This is a genomic window from Amycolatopsis sp. NPDC049253 (assembly GCF_040678995.1).
Taxonomy (GTDB): Bacteria; Actinomycetota; Actinomycetes; order Mycobacteriales; family Pseudonocardiaceae; genus Amycolatopsis.
In genome coordinates, this window is the sequence record NZ_JBFAQX010000003.1 from 558,732 (window position 1) to 573,587 (window position 14,856).

Annotated in this window: 13 protein-coding genes; 7 read left to right on the plus strand and 6 right to left on the minus strand. The window is 70.0% G+C overall.

The window, feature by feature from the left end; all coding sequences use genetic code 11:
• Nucleotides 1-309 precede the first annotated feature (309 nt).
• The 3 genes from AB0K15_RS10175 to AB0K15_RS10185 all read right to left on the minus strand — a co-directional run bounded on the left by AB0K15_RS10175 (nucleotide 310) and on the right by AB0K15_RS10185 (nucleotide 3,880).
• Nucleotides 310-1,194: a MarR family transcriptional regulator gene (locus tag AB0K15_RS10175; protein WP_364047817.1), complete on the minus strand. Its 885-nt coding sequence runs from the start codon at nucleotides 1,192-1,194 to the stop codon at nucleotides 310-312.
• A gap of 89 nt (nucleotides 1,195-1,283) precedes the next feature.
• The gene (locus tag AB0K15_RS10180; protein ID WP_364047819.1) at nucleotides 1,284-2,243 is read right to left on the minus strand and encodes a chitinase; all 960 of its coding nucleotides are present in this window, start codon (nucleotides 2,241-2,243) and stop codon (nucleotides 1,284-1,286) included.
• Between the two features lie 299 nt (nucleotides 2,244-2,542).
• A complete protein-coding gene (locus AB0K15_RS10185) occupies nucleotides 2,543-3,880 on the minus strand; it encodes a histidine-type phosphatase (RefSeq protein WP_364047821.1) in 1,338 nt (445 codons plus the stop codon).
• Nucleotides 3,881-4,085: 205 nt separating this feature from the next.
• Here AB0K15_RS10185 and AB0K15_RS10190 point away from each other — a divergent pair, with 205 nt between their 5' ends.
• The gene (locus tag AB0K15_RS10190) at nucleotides 4,086-5,315 is read left to right on the plus strand and encodes a GGDEF domain-containing protein (protein WP_364047823.1); all 1,230 of its coding nucleotides are present in this window, start codon (nucleotides 4,086-4,088) and stop codon (nucleotides 5,313-5,315) included.
• On the opposite strand, the gene AB0K15_RS10195 is transcribed toward AB0K15_RS10190, so the two are convergent.
• Complete coding sequence (locus AB0K15_RS10195) at nucleotides 5,316-5,777, minus strand: nucleoside deaminase (protein WP_364047825.1); 462 nt, start codon at nucleotides 5,775-5,777, stop codon at nucleotides 5,316-5,318.
• Between the two features lie 90 nt (nucleotides 5,778-5,867).
• On the opposite strand from AB0K15_RS10195, the gene AB0K15_RS10200 reads away from it, so the two are divergent.
• A complete protein-coding gene (locus AB0K15_RS10200; RefSeq protein WP_364047827.1) occupies nucleotides 5,868-6,830 on the plus strand; it encodes a YafY family protein in 963 nt (320 codons plus the stop codon).
• Between the two features lie 13 nt (nucleotides 6,831-6,843).
• On the opposite strand, the gene AB0K15_RS10205 is transcribed toward AB0K15_RS10200, so the two are convergent.
• On the minus strand, nucleotides 6,844-7,458 hold the full coding sequence (locus AB0K15_RS10205; RefSeq protein ID WP_364047829.1) for a TetR/AcrR family transcriptional regulator: 615 nt from the start codon (nucleotides 7,456-7,458) through the stop codon (nucleotides 6,844-6,846).
• Between the two features lie 246 nt (nucleotides 7,459-7,704).
• Between AB0K15_RS10205 and AB0K15_RS10210 the strand changes: the two genes are divergently transcribed.
• Nucleotides 7,705-8,595, plus strand: coding sequence for a helix-turn-helix transcriptional regulator (locus AB0K15_RS10210; protein ID WP_364047831.1), 891 nt, complete (start codon nucleotides 7,705-7,707; stop codon nucleotides 8,593-8,595).
• A 379-nt stretch (nucleotides 8,596-8,974) separates the two neighbouring features.
• Here AB0K15_RS10210 and AB0K15_RS10215 read toward each other — a convergent pair whose 3' ends face one another.
• Nucleotides 8,975-9,778 carry an SDR family oxidoreductase gene (locus AB0K15_RS10215; RefSeq protein WP_364047833.1) on the minus strand — a complete coding sequence of 268 codons (804 nt, stop codon included), beginning with the start codon at nucleotides 9,776-9,778 and terminating at the stop codon, nucleotides 8,975-8,977.
• Between the two features lie 818 nt (nucleotides 9,779-10,596).
• Between AB0K15_RS10215 and AB0K15_RS10220 the strand changes: the two genes are divergently transcribed.
• The 4 genes from AB0K15_RS10220 to AB0K15_RS10235 all read left to right on the plus strand — a co-directional run bounded on the left by AB0K15_RS10220 (nucleotide 10,597) and on the right by AB0K15_RS10235 (nucleotide 14,761).
• Complete coding sequence (locus AB0K15_RS10220; RefSeq protein ID WP_364047835.1) at nucleotides 10,597-11,907, plus strand: ammonium transporter; 1,311 nt, start codon at nucleotides 10,597-10,599, stop codon at nucleotides 11,905-11,907.
• Nucleotides 11,904-12,242, plus strand: coding sequence for a P-II family nitrogen regulator (locus AB0K15_RS10225; RefSeq protein ID WP_364047837.1), 339 nt, complete (start codon nucleotides 11,904-11,906; stop codon nucleotides 12,240-12,242). Before AB0K15_RS10220 ends, AB0K15_RS10225 begins: the two co-directional genes overlap by 4 nt.
• 91 nt (nucleotides 12,243-12,333) lie before the next feature.
• Entirely contained in the window at nucleotides 12,334-13,287 is a 954-nt protein-coding gene (locus tag AB0K15_RS10230; protein WP_364047839.1) for a LysR family transcriptional regulator, read from the plus strand.
• Between the two features lie 112 nt (nucleotides 13,288-13,399).
• A complete protein-coding gene (locus AB0K15_RS10235; RefSeq protein ID WP_364047841.1) occupies nucleotides 13,400-14,761 on the plus strand; it encodes an MFS transporter in 1,362 nt (453 codons plus the stop codon).
• The last annotated feature ends 95 nt before the right edge of the window (nucleotides 14,762-14,856 follow it).

Consider the following 14,856-nt stretch of genomic DNA (forward strand, 5'->3'; position numbering starts at 1 on the left):
GGCGGGCGCACCACGCGGGCTTGCTCGCCTGGCTAGTTGGGTTTTGGTCCGCGAACCGGCTTCACCCCGCCACTAGCCGTGCTTCGGCTTCGGATGCGCGGGTTTTGCTGGCCGGGCCACTCCGGTGGTCCAAGCCCGTGGCCTGGGGGCGAGAGGGCCGAACCACCCCACCCCCGGCCGTGCTGCGGCCTCGGCTGCGCGAGTTTGCCTGCCTGGTCCGCGGACCTGCTTCACCCCGCGCGGGTCCGGTGGTCCGGGCCCCGACCTCGGTCGATGAGGTCGAACCACCCGCACACCCACCCCCGGGTGTCAGAGCTGCGCGCGGATCTCGCCCGCTCGCGCCGTCACCGTGTCGAGTACGCGTTTCGCCGCCTCGAGGTCCGCGGGTGCGATGCCGGCGAACAGGCGGTCGCCGGCCTGGGTGGAGTCCGCCGTCAGGCGTTCGACCAGGTCGCGCGTGGCGGGGGTGACGTCGACGACGTCGCTGCGGGTCAGGCGGCCCGCGGTCACGAGGTGGTCGATCACCGAGCGCACCTCGTCGGCGGGGGCGACGGCCGTCGCCGTGATGGTCTCCGCCAGGGTGGCGGCGGGCTGGGCGCCGTTGGCGACCGTGCGCAGGACCACGTATTCGGTGAAGTCCAGACCTTCGCGGTCCAGCAACGCGGTGAGCAGGGAACGGGACGCGGCGGCGGCCAGGTTCAGGTCGCGGCCGCCGACGGCACGGGCTGCGGTCATGGTCTTCTCGCTTCCGGTGGGGTCGTCACCCAGCAGGGTCTGCAGGGTGTCGCGGAACTGGCGGGTCCGCGCGCTGCGGGAGCCGCCGAGGTCCGCGGTGAGCTCCTCGTGCAGGTCGCGCACGAGGGCGATCGCCTCGGTGATCACCTCGTGACCCCGGGCGGTGAGGTCGAGCCGCACGGCGCGCGGGTCGTCCGGGTCCGGGGGGCGGGTGACGAGGCCGGCCTGTTCGAGTGCCCGCGCCAGCTTCGACACGTGCAGTGGCTCGAGGCCCGTGTGGTCGGCCAGCTCGCGCTGGCTCGGCCGGACCCCGCGCACCACGAGACCGGTGAGCGTCGCCAGCAGCGAGTACTGGGCGTGGGTCAGGCCGAGCGGTTTCACGGTCCGGTCGACGGCCGCCCGCCACTTCAGGGACAGCCGCCACACGAGGTGGCCGGTGGTCGGGTTCTTGAGGCGCACGCCAGATAATGTACATGGATACTATGTCCATGGCTACTATCCACCCGGAGAAACGGGGACCCGCGGCGAAGCAGGGTCCCCGTCGCAGCTCAGCCCTGGTACCCGGCCACGATCTTCGTGAACGCGTACTTCTCCTGGTCGATGCCGCTGCACTCGCCGCCACCGCCGCAGTCGCGGTTGGTGGCCCAGAACGTGAAGCGGCCGAGGTGGTGGCTCGACGCGTAGTCGCGGATCGAGGTGAAGTTCGCGACGGACACGTTCTCCCCGGCGTTGTCGGTCTTGCCGTTCATCGACGACAGGCCGCTGTGCCGGTAGGCCTCGTCGTCGCTCCAGCCGAACGCGGACTTGAGCTGGTCCTTCAACCCGTCGACGGCCGACTTCGTCATCGCGGCCATGTCACCGCCGCTGGAGAAGTCGAAGGGCATGACCGACCAGACGTCGACGTTCGCGCCGATCGCCTTGGCCTGCGTGATGAGGCGGCTGCCCCACTCGGTCGGGCCCTGCGGGCTCGTGCCCATCGTGATCACGACGCGCACGCCCGGGTTCTTCTGCTTGGTGATCTTCACGGCGTTGAGGATCCGGTCCTGCACTGTCGCGTTCTCGAACTCGTCGGTGTTCTCGATGTCGAGGTCGATCGCCTTGAGCTGGTAGGCGTCGATCACCTTCTGGTACGCGCCGGCGAGGTCGTCCGGCGACCCGCACTGCGAGCCGAGCTTGGTGCCCGACCAGCCGCCGAACGACGGGATCACGTCGCCGCCCGCCGAGCGGATCTTCTGGATCAGGGCGGCATCCGAACCGGTCAGGTCGCGGTTGCCGTCCCACTTCGGGTTACAGCCGCCGTCGGACAGCATGAAGGCCAGCGTGAACGCCTTCACGCCGGTGGCCGACATGGCCGCGGCGGGATCGGTCTGCCCGCCCCATTGGTAGAGGTACGGCGAAGCGAGCACAGGGTCCGGCGCGGCCAGCGCCGACGGGGCGAGGCCGAGGGTGGTGGCCAGCGCGGCGCCCGCGGCGAGCGCGACGGTGGCCAGACGGCGCAGGGGTTTCATTGGTCCTCCAACGTGGGACGCACGCGTGAGCGCGCTTGTGTGGAGCACCTCCGATGCTTGATGCGGCGGTATCAACTCAGAGGAGCACTCGGTGGGGATGTGTGCCCCGCCACAATGGACTAGACCATTGAGAAGTGTCAAGGTCTCGCAGCGGAAAGAAAAAAACCGCCGAAAGTCGGTGGTGGCAACGAAATCGACCGGTGATCATGGACGTGGCAAGGGCGCCTTCGGCATGCCCGGAAACGCGAACGAGCCCGCGGCGATCGATCGCCACGGGCCCGCTCGGTGGTGCCGGGAAGTCAGGACCGGCCGTAGCAACGCTCGAGCTCGTCGAGCCGGTAGAAGTAGCTGCCGCGGTGCACGGGGGCGCAGCTCGCCTTGAACGCGGTCTGCTTCTCGTTGTAGAGCATGCGCACGAGGTAGGTGTGCCCGTCGGTGTAGAGATCCCACTGGATGTTCGCCGCCATCGGCGCCACCTGGGCGCCGCGGAACGGGTTGTTCGCGTAGGTGAACAGCGTGCCCTCGGGCTGCTGCTTGGTGCTGCCAGGCAGGCCGAGCAGCGACGCGAGCGGGAAGATCTCCTCGGCGTGGGTGAAGCGCAGCTCGGCGTCGCGCGTGGTGGTGCCGGCGCGCTTGGCGTCCAGCTGGGCGAACATGTCGCCGAGCAGGCCGCCGGCCATCTTGTACGTGATGTCGCTGCCGGAGAACGCGGGACCGTTCTCGTAGAACGAGGTCACGTCGTCGAGGTACCCGAACCACGAGGCCTCGTCGGGCGTGATGTAGCGGTCGAAGTGCCAGCGGCCCTCGCCCGCGAGGTCTGCCGTGACCTGATCCATCGCGTACACCGCGTCGGCCGCGGCGATCTCGTCCTTGAACTCCGCGTGCTTCCCGGCCGCGATCTCGTCCACGAACTTCTCCGAGAAGCTGCGCTGCAGCACCGAACGCGCCACGGCGTGCGTGCGGGGCTGATCCGTCGCGGCCTTCTCGGCGGCGGCCACGCGCGGGTCGTTGTCGACGTAGTCGTTGTACTCGACGTTCGACTTGTGGAAGTAGAGCAGGGTGTCGTCGGTGCGGGTGGCGGTGGTCGCCAGCCCCGGCTTCGCGGACTTCAGGCCCGCCACGAACTCGTTGGCGCTGTCCACTGTGCGCTGCTGGCTCGACGCGACGACGTCGATCTTCGGCGTCGTTCCCTTCGCCGCGTCGGCGAACAGCGACGGCAGCCGCCGCACCATGCGCTGCGCGGTGGTGCGCATCTCGTCGCGGCCTTCCTGGGTGAGCAGGCCGTAGCCGTCGCGGGCGTTGGCGGCGAGCAGCGCCTGCACGTCCGGGCCGAGCTGCTTGCCGACGCCGGTCAGCGCGCCCTCGGACTTCGCGGTGTTCCACAGTGCCAGCAAGGCGTCGCCGTCGTCGCTGTCGGACAGCGTGCGCGCGCCGTGGCGCGAGACGTTCTCGGTGAACACCGGGTGGAACGACGAAGGCAGCCGCTCGTAGGAGGACAGGTTGCCCTGCGGCTCGTAGGCGGTCTTGGTGGTGAACGCGTCCTGCGGAGCGTTCCCCTCGTGCGCTTGCGCCGGCAGGGCGAAAAGCCCCGACAGAGCCAACGCGGCCCCGCCGATTCCGGCCACAACACGTCTCATCGAGCTACCCCGCTGTCTGTTCTGGGTGAAAGGACGGCTCAGTAGACACGCCGGTCGTGACGCCGTTCGGGACAGCGGGTATCGCGTCGGTGAATTCCCGGTGTTCCGGTGAGCGGGAACGGTTACGGGTCGCCGGGCGGCCGGAAAACCCGCCCCCACACTTAAGACGGTGCCGCAACCGCGGTGAACCGGTTATTTTGCCGAAATGGTGGGGGATCCGGCGACGGCCGGAGGGGGTGGGCGGCGCCGGTTGCCCGTCGCCGTCGCGGGCTGGGAGCTGTGGCGCGTGCGCACCCGCGCGCTGGCGGCGTTCGTGGTGTGCGTGGACGTGGTGGCGCTGGCCGCGACGATCGCCGTGGCGGTGCTGGTTCCCGTGCCGCTCACCGGTTCCGCGCGGTTCGCCGTGCTGGTCGCGGGGCTGCTGGTGAGCGCGGAGCTGAGCCGGTCGGCCGAACGCGGACGCGGGGAAACGTTGCTGGGCCCCGGTTTCGGCACGCCGTGGGTGTTCGCCGGCGCGCTGGTGCTGCCGCCGGTGCCCGCCGTGGTGCTCGTGGTGGTCTCGGGCGCGCACCGGTGGCTGCGCGTGCGGCGGCGCGCGCCGTACCGGCAGGTGTTCGAGGTGGCGGCGACGGCGTTGGCCGTGCTGCTCGCGGGCCGGTTCCTGGCGTGGGCGGCACCGGTTCCGCCAAGCTCGCTGGGCGACGTCCGCCTGATGGGAATCCTCGTGGTTGCGGCGGTCGTGTTCACGCTCGTCGACGCGGCGCTCACCGGGGTCGTGCGCGGCTACCGGCAGGGCGTGGCGGGGCTGCTGTTCGACGTCGCGATGGTCGCGCTGGGCATCGCACTCGCCTGGGCCGTGGTGGATTCGCCGCTCGTCGTGCCGCTGCTCGCCGCAGCGCTCGTGGTGCTCCACCGCGGCGGCGTCGGCGCCATCCCGCGCGCCGAGCCGACGGCCGACGCGGGCACCGGCGCCCTCACGGCGTCCGCTTGGTGGGACGCCGCCCGCGGACAGGCGGCCCCGGCGTACTCCGTGCTGGTGCTCGACCTCGACCGCTTCGGTGACGTCAACGCCCGCCACGGCCACCGGATCGGCGATGCCGTGCTGCGTGCCATCGCCGATGCGGTGCGCGACGAAGTCCGCTCCGCCGACCTCGTCGGGCGCTCCGGCGGCGGCGAGTTCGCCGTGTTCCTCCCTGGCACCAAGCCGTTCGACGCGCTCGCCATCGCCGAACGCATCCGCCTGCGCGTCGCCTCGACGGCCGTCGCACTGAAAGCGCCCTACGGCAGCCGGCAGTTCGCCTGGGCGACGGTCTCCGTCGGCGTCGCCTCCCGTCCCGGCGACGGCGACACGGCGGACGCGGTGTTCGCGGCCGCCGTGAAAGCCGTGCGGCGCGCGAAAGCCGGCGGTCGCAACCGGACCGTGTGCGCCGAGTAGTCAGTCCGAAGTGGACGGAACGCCGATGTCCTCGAACCACAGCTGCGGCCGCGTCTCGATGAACTCTGCCATCAGCGCCGTGCACGCGGGGTCGGCGAGGACCTCGATGCGCACGCCGTGCTCGGCGAGCCAGTCGTGGCCGCCGGAGAAGGTCTCGGCTTCGCCGATGATCACCCGCGGGATGCCGAACTGGCGCACGAGGCCGCTGCAGTACCAGCACGGCGAGAGCGTGGTGACCATGATCGTGTCGCGGTAGTGGGGGCGGCGCCCGGCGTTGCGGAACGCCGTGGTCTCCGCGTGCAGCGACGGGTCGCCGTCCTGCACGCGGCGGTTGTGGCCGCGACCGAGGAGCTCGCCGGAGCTGTCGAAGAGGGCGGCGCCGATCGGCACGCCGCCCTCTGCCTTGCCGAGCTCGGCCTCCTCGCGGGCGACGGAGAGCAACGCGTGCGGATCGATCTGCATGACCCACACTTCACCGGCCCCGCTCGCGGAAGGCAAGTCCACGGACATCGAGGACCGATCCTGTCCGCGAGGTCTGGCAGAGTGGCCCGCATGTACGGAACCTCGGAGCGGCTGCTGCGCCTGTTGTCCCTGCTGCAGGCCCGCCGTGACTGGCCGGGGCCCGACCTGGCCGACCGGCTGGGCGTGGACGTGCGCACGGTCCGCCGCGACGTCGAGCGGCTGCGCGGCCTCGGCTACCCGGTGCACGCGACGCCGGGGGTCGCGGGCGGCTACCGGCTGGGGGCCGGCGCCGCGCTGCCGCCGTTGCTGCTGGACGACGACGAGGCCGTGGCCGTCGCGGTGGGGCTGCGGACGGCGGCCAACGGCACGGTGTCGGGCATCGAGGAGACGTCGGTGCGGGCGCTGGCCAAGCTGGAGCAGGTGCTGCCCGCGCGGCTGCGGCACCGGGTGAGCGCCATGGGCTCGGCGATGCTGCAGCTCGGCGGCGGGGGACCGGTCGTCGACGCCGAGGTGCTCACCGTGATCGCCGCGGCCTGCCGCGACCGCGAACGGGTGCGCTTCACCTACGCCAACCACACCGGCCAGGTCACCGAGCGCGACGCCGAACCCCTGCGCCTGGTCCACACCGGCCGTCGCTGGTACCTCGTCGCCTACGACCTGGGTCGCGACGGCTGGCGCACGTTCCGCGTCGACCGCATCGAAGGCGTACCGGCGCCCGGGTTCCGGTTCACGCCGCGCGAACCGCCCGCGGAAGACCTCGCCGCGTACGTGTCGCAGGCGATCTCTTCGGCGCCGTACGCGCACCAGATGTCCCTGCTCGTGTCGGTTCCGGCGGAGGTGCTCGCGGCCCGCGTGCCGCCGACCGCCGGCACCGTCGAGCCCGTGGACGAGCACACGTGCCGGCTGCGCACCGGCGCGACCGACCTCGCCGCGGCGCCGTTCTACCTCGCGCAGTGGGACTACGACTTCGTGGTGGAAGACGCGCCGCCCGGCCTGCTCGACCGGCTGGCGCGCATCGCGGAGCGCTTCGCCTCGGCGGCGGCGCGCAGCTGAGCCGAGCGCGGGGTCAGGCTGCTCGCGTGCCGAGCATCCGCAGCACCAGCTCGCTGTACTCCTTGCCCAGCGCGGCCGGCGTCTGGCGCGTGCGCTCGCTGTACCAGCGGGCCACGTCGACACCCAGCGAGAGCACCGCGCGCGCCGCCGTGTACGGATCGGTCACGGAGAACGCGCCGGATTCGGCGCCCGCGGCGATCACGTCGCGCACGATGCGCTCGATGCGCCGCCGCAGCTCCGTGACGACCTCGAACTCCTTCTCCGGCAGCGCGTTGAGCTCGTACTGCACGACCCGTGCGACGGTGTGGCGCCGCGCGTGCCAGGCCACGAAGTCCTCGACCACGAGCCGGATGCGCTCGACCGGGTCCTCGGCCTTCTCCAGGGCGTTCTCGACCAGGGCCAGCGTCTGCTCGTGGCCGCTGCGGCTGATCTCGAACAGCAGGGCCGCCTTCGACGGGAAGTGCACGTACAACGCGGCGGGGCTCATGCCCGCGGCGCCGGCGATGTCCCTCGTGGTCGTGGCGTGGTACCCGCGCTTCGCGAAGGACTCCACCCCGGCCAGCATCAGCCGGCGCGCGGTCTCCGGCTGCACGTCGGGCCACAGCTCGGCCGAGAGCGAAGTCGTCATCCGGCGATCCTCCCAGATCTGCTGACGCGCCCGGCGGGCGTGAACCGTCCGACCAGTCTAAGCGCTTGCTTTGTGGAGAGATCCGGCGATGCGAGGGCCGGGGCACGAGCGGAGGGGCTCGCCGGTCGAGTGGGCGCGAGCACCTCCCGCGGAGGCCGGGCCACCGCACGCGCGAGGGGGTGCGGTGGCCGTCGGGGGTACCGGCAGTACCTCCCTTCGCCTGCGGACAGGACCTACGGTGAAGAGGTGGCCACGATCGATCCGCGCACCGAGATCAGGGAATTCCTGAGCTCGCGTCGCTCGCGGATCGCGCCCGAGCGGGCCGGGCTGCCCGCCTACGGCGGCAACCGCCGGGTCAAAGGCCTGCGTCGCGAAGAGGTCGCTCTGCTGGCAGGGGTATCGGTCGACTACTACGTGCGTATGGAGCGCGGCAGCCTCGCCGGCGCCTCCGACGAGGTGCTCGACGCGTTGGCCTCTGCCTTGCAACTTGACGAGGCCGAGCGCGATCACCTGTTCCACCTCGCGCGGCAGTCGAGGGTGCCCAGCGGCCCACGCCGCCGGCGACCCGCCGTGACGGTGCGTCCGGCGCTTCGGCAGGTGCTCGACGCCATCACCGATGCGCCGGCCTGGATCTGCACCGGCCGTTATGACGTGCTGGCCATGAATCACCTTGCCCGCGCGCTGTATTCACCGCTGCTGGCCGACACGCGACGGCCGGCGAACACCGCGCGGTTCTTGTATCTGGATCCCGAAGCGGCAAAAACGTTCTTCGTCGACTATGACCGCATCGTCTGCGATGTGGCCGCGAAGCTGCGCATGGAAGCCGGCCGCAATCCGCGCGACGAGGAGCTGATCGCCCTAGTCGGTGAGTTGTCGACGCGCAGTGAACTATTTCGGCAGCGGTGGGCATCTCAGGACGTCCGGCTCCACCGGTCCGGACGCAAGCGTGTGCACCATCCGGCAGTGGGCTGGCTCGACCTGGACGTCGAGTCGATGGAGCTGCCTGCCGAGCCCGGCCTGCTCCTGAACGTCTACACCGCGCCCGCCGGCACGGCGGCCGCGGACGGCCTGGCCGTACTGGCGTCGTGGGCGGCTGGCCAGGAGAAGCTGGCGACCGAGATTCAAGCACTCAGCTGACAGCTCAACCTTTTCGGTCCGTCTGAGTCAGCGCTGAACGATCGGCGAGAGTGTCGGGCTCACATCGGGACGGCCTTCGGGTGATCGTAAGTAATCGTGCGCGGGAGCAGGTGTCCGGGCTGGTCGCGGGCTTGGAGGGGAAGAACGGGTGTTGATCGTGGACGACGATCCCTTGCCACAAAAGGGGAACGGGTGCCGGTGAGCCGGGCATGATCGGGCTCCCGTCACCGGAGATCCGGCGGCTGCTCACCTGGTCCTGCGTGTCACCGACGCCGTCGACCACGGCTGGGCGTGGTCGACGGCGCCGGTGACAACACCAAGCCCACCTCAGCCACGACAAACGACGTGGCTGCCCACTCACCTCACTGCCGTTGCAGTGCTAGGTACCTGATGCGGTCGTGGCGATGCCGCCGTCGACCGGGATGATGGTGCCGGTGAGGTAAGACCCGGCCCGGCTGGCGAGGAACACGGCGATACCTGCCATGTCGTCGTCGCGGCCGAGCCGGCGCAGAGGGGCCTTCGCCGCGATCGTGTCGCCGATGGCATCGAGCGTGGACGCCATCATCTGCGACGGGAACGGTCCTGGGGCCACCGCGTTCACCGTGACGTGCTGTGGGCCCAGTTCTCTGGCAAGCACTCTGGTGAGTTGGTGGAGTGCCGCTTTGCTGCTGGCGTACGAGTAGTTGGGCGACTCGGCGACGTGGATGCCGGCGATACTGCCGATGTTGATGATCCGCGCGGGATCATCGGCGGTGCCCGCCCCGCGAAGGGCGGGGAGCAGCGCCTGCACCAGCCAGAACGGCGACTTGAGGTTGAGGTCGATCACTGCGTCCCAGGCCTCCTCCGGGAACGTCTCCAGCGGCTCACGCCACATCGCTCCCGCGTTGTTGACGAGGATGTCCAGGCGTTCCGAGTCGGCCTTGACAAGATCAGCGAGGCGCTGACACTCGTCGTACCTGGACAGGTCGGCGGGGATTGCTTGAACATCGCCGAATTCGGACAGTAGATGCTGCGCCTCCGCGCAGTTGTCTGCCTTGCGTGAGCTGATGACGACGCGGGCGCCCGCCCGCAGCAGGCCGCGCGCTGTCATCATCCCAATGCCCCTGGTGCCGCCAGTGACAAGTGCGTACTTCCCACTCAGATCGAAAAGGTCTGCGTGAGTGGTGAACTTGTTGCTCGCCATTGGTCTTCGTCCGTTCCTTCGTGGACAGCTTGTGCTGACGCGGTCGCGCGTCCGATGCAGCTGAATTGAACTGAGGGGGTAAAGCTGCAGTGCGTGTCCGTGGAGTTTTGTCGGCGCTTTCGTTCAGGGCGCCGGGGACGGGTTCTCGGGCGGCCGCCGTGCGCGCCTCCCGTGGATCCATTACATCTCCTCTGTGTCTCCGGGAGCCGACCCAAATAAGTTGGCAGACGTCCTGGATTTCGGGGAGACCCTGGTGATACAGGTACTGTGGGAGCCACTCTTGCCTGGTGCGCTGGCTCACGTCGCCACAATCCCCTCTTGCACAATTATTTTCCTGATTTCTTTGATCTGTATTGCGACCCGGCGTCGAGCTGATCCGGTTCGATGCCGAAGAGATCTCGGCTCGACGCGGAAGTGCTGGAAAATCCAGGAATCGAGTTCGCTCGCCGGTTGCTCGGAACAGCGTTGTCCCAGGCGGACCAGGCCGACGTCGGCTCCGAACTTCTCTTCGAATTCACCCGGCGATCCGCGGAGAACGTCCTCGACCTTTTCGACCGCGCCGGGCCGCCGCGCCGCCGGGCAAGGCAATTCTGCTGGCGCTGAATTTCTGACCGGGATCCGGTGAGGGCGCACTCGTGGCCATGACGACGATCGTGGGCGACGGGCCCGGCGGGCGCTTCCGCGTCTCGTCCGCTTGGTCGTGGTTCGGCCGTTTCGCCGGGTTGCGGGTGTGTGGCGGACTCGCGGCGGAAACATGCCCGTAACACGGTCCGGTTAGCTTCCTGCCGCTGGTCGGTGAGGCGAGAAGGAGCCCGAGCGTGGTGGATACCGGAAGCACGGCGTGGTTGCTGGGCAGCGCGGCGCTGGTGATGCTGATGACGCCGGGCCTCGCGCTCTTCTACGGCGGGATGGTCCGCGCGCGGAGCGTGCTGAACGTGATGGCGATGACGTTCATCTGCCTCGCCACCGTCGGCCTCATCTGGGTGATTTACGGGTACTCGCTCGCGTTCGGCGCCGACTGGTTCGGCGGGCTGCTCGGGAATCTGCGGCTGGCCGGGCTGCACGGGGTCGCGGAGCAGACGGTCGGGCCGGCGGGGACCAAGGTGCCGCTGTTCGCCTTCGTCGCCTTCCAGATGATGTTCGCGGTCATCACGGTGGCACTGCTCGCCGGCGCGATCGCCGAGCGGGCCCGGTTCTGGACCTGGACCTTGTTCTCCGTCGTGTGGGTCACGCTGGTGTACTTGCCGCTGGCGCACTGGGTCTTCGCCCCGGACGGGTGGATCGCGAGCAAGGTGCACCTGCTGGACTTCGCGGGCGGCACCGTCGTCGAGGTGAACTCCGGGGCGGCCGCGCTGGCGCTGGCGATCGTGCTCGGCCGACGGCACGGCTGGCCGAAGCAGGCCGCCCGGCCGCACAACCTGCCGTTCGTGATGTTCGGTGCCGGCCTGCTGTGGTTCGGCTGGTTCGGCTTCAACGCCGGCTCCGCGCTGGCCGCGAAGAACCTGGCCGCCACCTCGTTCCTGAACACGACCGTCGCGGGGGCGGCCGCGGTGATCGGCTGGCTGGTCGTCGAGCAGTTCCGCGACGGGAAACCGACCACTCTCGGCGCCGCGTCCGGCGCCGTGGCCGGGTTGGTGGGGATCACCCCCGGCTGTGCCTACGTCGAACCACTCGGCGCGATCGCGATCGGCGCGGTCGCGGGGGTGGCCTGTTCGTTCGCGGTGGGCCTGAAGTACCGGTACGGGTTCGACGACGCGCTGGACGTGGTCGCGGTCCACGGCGTCGGCGGGTTCGTCGGAACGCTGCTGATCGGCGTGTTCGCGACCGTCAGCGTGGATCCTCAAGGTGTCAACGGCCTGCTCTACGGCGGCGGATTCGACCAGCTGTGGCGCCAGGCTGTGGGGACCTTCGCGGTACTAGGGTATTCGCTCGTGGTGACCTTCCTGATCGGCTGGGTCATGCACAGGTTCATGGGATTCCGGCTCGACCGCGAGGCTGAGATCGACGGTGTCGACGAGGCCGAGCACGCCGAAGGCGCGTACGAGCTGGCAGTCCAATCCGGACGCCGGGGGAGCGCGCCCGCCGGTGCACTGGGATCGCACCGGCCGGCGCGCGAGGAGACGCGATGAAGCTGCTGACCGCCGTCGTCAAACCGTTCGTGCTCGACGAGGTCCGGGAGGCCCTGCAGGAGCTCGGCATCGCGGGGATGACGGTCACCGAGGTCCGCGGATACGGTCGGCAGAAGGGGCACACCGAGGTCTACCGGGGCGCCGAGTACGCGATCGATTTCATCACGAAGTACCGCCTGGAGATCCTCCTGGACGACGACCAGGTCGAGACCGCGCTGCGCACGGTGCGGGAGACCGCGCACACCGGCAAGATCGGCGACGGCAAGATCTGGGTCACGCCGGTGGAGACCGTCGTCCGCGTCCGCACCGGTGAACGCGGACGTGACGCGCTCTAGCGAGAATGACGCAGCGCCCGGAACGACCCGGCGCCTGGACCCGGCCCCGTAAGGTGGCGGGAATGGTCGGGCACACAGACGGCGGGGCGGCATGAGCCGCCGTACGACGCAGCTGGCCGGGCTCGACCTCAACCTGCTCGTCGTCCTCCGCGAGCTGCTGCGGGAGCGCAACGTGACCCGCGCGGCGGAGCGGGTCGGCGTCAGCCAGCCGGCGTTGAGCGCGGCTTTGGCGCGGCTGCGGCGGCACTTCGAAGACGACCTGCTGGTCCGGTCCGGGCGCGGCTACGTGCTCACGCCGCTGGCCCGGCAGCTCACGCGTCAGGTCGAGGACGTGTGCGCGGCCGCCGAGCAGCTGTTCGCCACCGGTTCGAGCTTCGCGCCCGACACGTCGGTGCGGGAGTTCACACTGCTGATGGCCGACTACACGCTCACCGTGATCGGGCAGCCCCTCGCCGAGCTGTTCGAGCGGGAGGCGCCACGCGCGCGGCTGCGGATCCGGCTCGTGCGCGAGTCGCTCAGCGCCGACCTGCCCCGGATCGTCCGGTTCGTCGACGGGGTGATCGCGCCGCCGATCGAGCTGGAGGAACAGCCCAAGCTCCGGTCGGCCGAGCTGTTCCGCGACGAGTGGGTGTGTGTCGTGTGGGCCGGCCACGAGCTCGGTGACGCCGCGCTCACCCTCACCGACCTGCAGCGGCTGGACTGGGTGGTGCCGTATCACCGGGAACCGGGGGTGGCGCTGCCACCCGTGCCCCGCCGGCTCGCCGCGCTGGGCATCGCGCCACGGGTCGCGCTGAGCGTCGAGAGCTACCAGGCCGTGCCCGCGCTGGTGGCCGGCACCCACCGGATCGCGCTGGTGCAACGCCGCCTGGCGCTCGAGTTCGCCGAGCGGTTCGACCTCAGGGTTCTCGAGTGCCCCGGCGAACCGGAGGGGATCGTGGAGAGCCTGTGGTGGCACGACGATCTCGACCCCGACCCGGCGCACGCGTGGCTGCGCGAGGCGTTGCGCGGCATCGGCGAGGGGCTGCGCGACCATAACCCAGGCTGATAATCGAGATCAGCATTTCTGACTTCCGGGCCCCGGTGCGGATTCCTAGACTCCTTCGGTGGCAGCGATATATCGCATCGGCGCGATATTCGTGATCGGAAGGAATTCCTGGATGTCGACGACCGTACCCCTGGCAGAAGAGCGACTGACTCCCGAAGCACGACGATCGGTCATCGGCGGCATCCTCTCGCTGTTCGTCGACAGCTTCGACATCTATCTGCCCGCGCTCGTGCTGCCGGCGGTGATGGACTACTTCGAACCCGCCTCGATGTCGGCCACGACGAAGGTCACCCTCGTGACCGTCATCTTCGTCGTGACGCTGCTGGGGCGGCCGATCGGCGGCCCCATCTTCGGCAATCTGGCCGACCGGATCGGGCGGCGGCGCGTCACCATGATCACCGGGATCGGATTCACGATCGTGACCCTGCTGATCGGCCTCATGCCGGGGTACGCGAGCTGGGGCTACGGGTCGATCGTCGGGCTGATCCTGCTCCGCCTGATCGGCGGGATCTTCCTGGGCGGCGGATACGCGGGACCGGTGCCGCTGGCCATCGAGCGCTCGCCGATGCGCCGTCGTGGCCTGGTCGGCGGCGTGATGGCCGCCGGCGCGCCCGCGGCGATCACGCTCATCAGCATCATCCAGCTCGTCGTGCTGGAGCGGTTCTCGGGCCCGGCGCTGCAATCCTGGGGCTGGCGCATTCCGTTCTTCTTCGGGTTCCTGCTCGGAATCGCCTACGTCGTGTATTACTCGCGTGTCGAAGAGGTCGACCTCGAGGAGCTCAAGAAATCCCGGGAAGGAAATCGCGCACCGATTTTCCAGCTGTTCAATCGGAGCAACATCCGCGGTTTCGGCCAGGTGTTCCTCCTGATGACCGGAATGTGGTTCGCCGCGCAGATCGTCCTGTCCTTCATGCCCGGGCTCCTGGTCGGGGTCCTGCACCAGAACCCCTCGGACGTCAGCACCCTGGAGATCATCGCCAACGTCGCGACGATCGTCGGCATGATCGCCGCCGGGGTGTGGGGGCAGCGGATCGGCCGCCGCAAGCTGCTGCTCGGCTCCGCCGTGGCGATCACCCTCGGGGCCGGCCTCGCCTACGTGCTCCTCGTTCTGCTCGCCCGTTCCGGGGCCGGGTTCCTGCCGATCGGGATCGTGGCGATCGTCGCCTTCGTGCTGCCCAACGCCCCGCTCGGCTGCCTGGTCGTCTACCTCAACGAACGCTTCGGCGCCGGCGTGCGCTCCTCGGGCTACGGCACGGTCTACACCCTCAGCCTCATCCTGCCCGCGCTGTACAGCGTCTGGATCACCGTGCTGCAGGCCGTGCTGCCCTACGAGTACACCGCCGTGGTGCTGATCGTCCTCGGCGGTGTGCTCTTCTTCGCCGGCGCGTGGATCGGCCCGGAGACGCGGGGCACCGTGCTGCTCGGCGAGCCGGCCGGGGCGGCGGCCCCGCACGCGGACGCCGCGTCCGAATGATCCCGCAACCGACCCCGGAGGTCACGATCACCAGACCAGAGCCGCGCAGCAACCATCCGGTCGGATCGCCCCGGTGGGCGACGACCCGGACGCAG